This is a genomic window from Pseudomonas sp. NPDC088444, assembly GCF_044900175.1.
In the GTDB taxonomy this organism is placed as follows: domain Bacteria; phylum Pseudomonadota; class Gammaproteobacteria; order Pseudomonadales; family Pseudomonadaceae; genus Aquipseudomonas.
In genome coordinates, this window is record NZ_JBJDNK010000031.1 from 1 (window position 1) to 3884 (window position 3884).

Consider the following 3884-nt stretch of genomic DNA (forward strand, 5'->3'; position numbering starts at 1 on the left):
GAACGGATCATCTCAGGCGAGGCCAATCCGATACGGATGGCGTCGAACTCTTCGACTTGACCCTGGTTTTTCAGCAAATTCAGTAGGTCTTTCAAGGCCTTTCCTCCTGGCGGAGCAGAGAGTGGTCATACCGCCCCACTCTCGATCGCGTCACGTGTTATTCGGTTTCCAGATCGATATCGATACCGAGCGAACGGATTTCTTTGATCAACACGTTGAAGGACTCGGGCATGCCCGGCTCCATACGGTGATCGCCGTCCACGATGTTTTTGTACATCTTGGTACGACCGTTCACATCGTCCGACTTCACTGTGAGCATTTCTTGCAGGGTGTATGCAGCGCCGTAGGCCTCCAGTGCCCAGACCTCCATCTCCCCGAAACGCTGACCACCGAACTGCGCCTTACCACCCAGCGGCTGCTGGGTAACCAGGCTGTAAGAACCAGTGGAACGTGCGTGCATCTTGTCGTCCACCAAGTGGTTCAGCTTCAGCATGTACATGTAGCCAACAGTGACCGGACGCTCAAATTTGTTACCGGTACGACCGTCGAACAGTTGCATCTGACCACTGTCCGGCATGTCCGCCAGGCGCAGCATCGCCTTGATTTCACTTTCCTTGGCACCGTCAAAAACCGGAGTTGCCATTGGAACGCCACCACGCAGGTTCTTCGCAAGATCCAGAACTTCCTGATCAGACAGGTCGTCCAGACTTTCCTGACGGCCGCCAATCTCGTTATAGATCTCGCTGAGGAACTTACGCAGCTCAACGACTTTACGCTGCTCTTCGAGCATACGGTTGATCTTCTCACCCAGACCTTTGGCCGCGAGGCCCAAGTGGGTTTCCAGAATCTGACCAACGTTCATACGCGAAGGTACACCCAACGGGTTGAGGACGATATCTACAGGGGTGCCATTGGCATCGTGTGGCATGTCTTCAACTGGCATGATCACGGAGACCACACCTTTGTTACCGTGGCGACCGGCCATTTTGTCGCCCGGCTGGATGCGGCGACGGATGGCAAGGTAAACCTTGACGATTTTAAGCACACCTGGAGCCAGGTCATCGCCTTGCTGCAGCTTGCGCTTCTTGTCTTCGAATTTGTCGTCCAGCAGACGACGGCGATCAACGATGTAAGCCTGAGCTTTTTCCAGCTGCTCGTTCAACGCATCTTCAACCATGCGCAGCTTGAACCACTGACCATGCTCAAGGCCGTCGAGAACTTCGCTGGTGATTTCCTGACCTTTCTTGAGGCCAGCACCACCTTCAACGATCTGGCCAACCAGCGCGCTGCGCAGACGCTCGAAGGTTGCACCTTCAACGATACGGAACTCTTCGTTCAGATCTTTGCGAATCTCGTCCAGCTGGCTCTTCTCGATCGACAGCGCACGGGAATCACGCTCAACGCCGTCGCGGGTGAAGACCTGTACGTCAATGACAGTACCTTTGGTACCGGTCGGTACGCGCAGGGAGGTGTCTTTAACGTCGCTCGCCTTTTCACCGAAGATCGCCCGCAGCAGTTTCTCTTCCGGCGTCAACTGGGTCTCGCCCTTCGGAGTGACCTTACCGACCAGAATGTCTCCTGGACCGACTTCAGCACCCACATAAACGATGCCGGCCTCGTCCAGCTTGTTCAGAGCCGCTTCACCCACGTTAGGGATGTCGGCGGTGATTTCCTCTGGGCCAAGCTTGGTATCACGGGCCACACAGGTCAGTTCCTGAATGTGGATCGTGGTGAAGCGATCTTCCTGAACAACACGCTCGGACAGGCAGATGGAGTCTTCGAAGTTGAAGCCGTTCCATGCCATGAACGCAATGCGCATGTTCTGACCCAGCGCCAGTTCACCCATGTCGGTGGACGGGCCGTCAGCCATGATGTCACTGCGCTGAACGCGATCACCCTTGCTCACCAGCGGACGCTGGTTGATGCAGGTGTTCTGGTTCGAACGGGTGTACTTGGTCAGGTTGTAGATATCAACACCGGCTTCGCCTGGCTCGACCTCATCATCCGCTACGCGGACAACAATACGGCTGGCATCAACGGAATCGATCACGCCGCCACGACGTGCCACGACACAAACACCCGAGTCACGAGCAACGTTGCGCTCCATGCCGGTACCTACCAGCGGCTTGTCGGCGCGCAGGGTTGGTACAGCCTGACGCTGCATGTTGGAACCCATCAACGCACGGTTGGCGTCGTCGTGCTCAAGGAACGGAATCAGCGACGCTGCAACAGAAACGACCTGCTTCGGCGAAACATCCATCAAGGTGACGTCTTCCGGCGCCTTGACGGTGAATTCGTTCAGGTGACGTACCGCGACCAGCTCATCGATCAGGTGACCTTTTTCGTTCATGGTCGCCGAAGCCTGCGCGATCACGTGATCAGCTTCTTCAATGGCGGACAGGAACACGATTTCGTCGGTAACCAAGCCTTCTTTTACCACACGGTACGGGCTTTCCAGGAAGCCGTACTGGTTAGTGCGAGCATAGGCCGCCAACGAGTTGATCAGACCGATGTTCGGACCTTCCGGTGTTTCGATCGGGCAAACACGACCGTAGTGCGTCGGGTGTACGTCGCGAACTTCAAAGCCTGCGCGCTCACGGGTCAGACCGCCTGGGCCAAGTGCGGAAACGCGGCGCTTGTGCGTAATCTCCGACAGCGGGTTGTTCTGGTCCATGAACTGGGACAACTGGCTGGAGCCAAAGAATTCCTTGACCGCAGCAGCGACCGGCTTGGCGTTGATCAGGTCCTGAGGCATCAGGCCTTCACTTTCCGCCATGGACAGACGCTCTTTGACTGCACGCTCAACACGCACCAGACCTACGCGGAACTGGTTCTCAGCCATCTCGCCGACGCAACGCACGCGGCGGTTACCCAAATGGTCGATGTCGTCGACGATGCCTTTGCCGTTACGGATGTCGACCAGGGTCTTGAGGACCGCGACGATATCTTCCTTGCACAGCACGCCCGAACCTTCGATCTCGGTACGACCGATACGACGGTTGAACTTCATTCGACCTACAGCCGACAGATCATAACGCTCTGGGCTAAAGAACAGGTTATTGAACAGGGTCTCAGCTGCGTCCTTGGTTGGCGGCTCGCCTGGGCGCATCATGCGATAGATTTCGACCAAAGCTTCCAACTGGTTGCCGGTCGAATCGATCTTCAGCGTGTCAGAGATGAACGGGCCGCAATCGATATCGTTGGTGTACAACGTTTCGATACGAACCACCTGCGCCTTGGCAATTTTCGCCAACAGTTCGGTGTTCAGCTCAGTGTTGCATTCAGCAATGATTTCGCCAGTGGCAGGATGGACGATCGCCTTGGCGGTTGTGCGACCAATCACGTAGTCCAGCGGTACATCGAGCGCCTTGATACCAGCCTTCTCCAGCTGGTTAATGTGGCGGGCAGTAATACGACGGCCCTGCTCTACGATGACTTTGCCTTTGTCGTCCTGAATGTCCAGAACAGCAACTTCACCGCGCAGACGTTGAGGTACGAGCTCCAGGCTCAGGGTTTCGCCCTGCACATGGAAAACGTTGGTGGTGTAGAAAGCGTCCAGCACTTCTTCAGTGGTATAGCCTAGCGCGCGCAAAAGTACCGACGCAGGCAACTTGCGACGACGGTCGATACGGACGAATACACAGTCCTTCGGATCGAATTCGAAGTCCAGCCATGAGCCACGGTAAGGAATGACGCGAGCGGAGTACAGCAATTTGCCGGAGCTGTGCGTCTTGCCACGGTCATGGTCGAAGAACACGCCCGGGGAACGGTGCAGTTGGGAAACGATAACACGCTCGGTACCGTTGATAACGAAGGTACCGTTTTCAGTCATCAGGGGGATTTCACCCATGTAGACTTCTTGCTCTTGGATGTCCTTGATCGCT

General features: G+C 56.0%; 2 protein-coding genes. Both read right to left on the reverse strand.

Annotated elements, in window-relative coordinates; genetic code table 11:
• A partial coding sequence (locus tag ACI2KB_RS29160) for a hypothetical protein (protein WP_401022822.1) occupies positions 1 to 95 on the reverse strand: 95 nt, incomplete at its 3' end.
• Between the two features lie 62 nt (positions 96 to 157).
• A partial coding sequence (gene rpoB / locus ACI2KB_RS29165; RefSeq protein ID WP_404640531.1) for a DNA-directed RNA polymerase subunit beta occupies positions 158 to 3884 on the reverse strand: 3727 nt, incomplete at its 5' end.